This is a genomic window from Desulforamulus profundi (assembly GCF_002607855.1).
Genome location: NZ_AWQQ01000112.1, coordinates 1 through 1043, shown reverse-complemented (window position 1 = coordinate 1043; position 1043 = coordinate 1). Strand labels below are relative to the sequence as shown.

The window sequence follows — 1043 nt, the reverse complement described above, 5'->3', positions numbered from 1 at the left end:
CTTTTACTCATGTTATTTCTGCCTGAAAATGCCGGATTCAGTTGTTTCTGCTTGTTGAGAACCAATTTTGTAAGTTTTTGTTTTACTTTTGCCGTTTTTCATTTTTTTTAGAAAATTTTGCTTTTCCGCAATCCGGTGTTCTTCGCTGATTCTAAAAAAGCCGCCAAAACAAAAACGACTGTTACCGGTATACAGTCGTTTTAAAAAATTTTTTATTTTTGATTTTTATAAACAGCAGACATTCTGATCATTTGCAGAGCATGATCTTTTACCGCGCCGGTGATTTCCCGACCGGCCAGCATCCTGGCCAGTTCCTCTACCCTGCCTGCCTGGTCTAAAGGTTCCACCGATGTTTGAGCGTGTCCGTCCACTACTTTTTTACTGATTAAATAGTGAGTGTCAGCAAAACATGCCACCTGGGCCCCGTGGGTTACACAAATGACCTGCCGATGCCGTCCCACCTGGGCCAACTTTTCTCCGATGGCCTGCAGGGCCTTGCCACCTACGCCGGTATCAATTTCGTCAAAAATCAAGGTGGGAACCTCATCAACACCGGACAAAAGCACTTTGAGCGCCAGCATGATCCTCGAAAGTTCCCCGCCCGAGGCGATCTTCTGCAGCGGTCGCAACGGTTCTCCCGGGTTGGGCGCAATCAGGAATTCGATATCCTCCATTCCCAGGTCGGAAATCTCTTCCCTGGGGGTCAGGCTTACCCTGAAATCAATACCGCCCATTTCCAGGTACCTCAACTCCCTGGCAGCATTTTCTTCTAACTGTTTGGCCGCCTTCTGGCGAAGTATGGTGAGAATCTTTGCCTGCCGGTGCCATTCTTTCTCCAGGGTTTTGATGGTTTCCTTTAATTCCTCTGCTTTTTCTGTACGATTGCTCAAGGTGTTCAGTTCCGCCAGGGCAGCCTCTTTGTACGCCAGTATCTCCCTAACGGTGGAGCCGTATTTGTATTTCAGTTGCTTAATTAAAGAAAGACGGTGTTCAATTTGATCAAGCCGCTCAGGATTGTACTCCACGTTGTCCCGGTAGGAAGA

Annotated in this window: 1 protein-coding gene; it reads right to left on the bottom strand. The window is 47.3% G+C overall.

Translation table 11 applies throughout. The features are described 5' to 3' along the window. Window positions 1-212 precede the first annotated feature (212 nt). Window positions 213-1043: DNA repair protein RecN (locus P378_RS16075; protein WP_476588337.1), on the bottom strand; the 831-nt coding region annotated here is incomplete at its 5' end.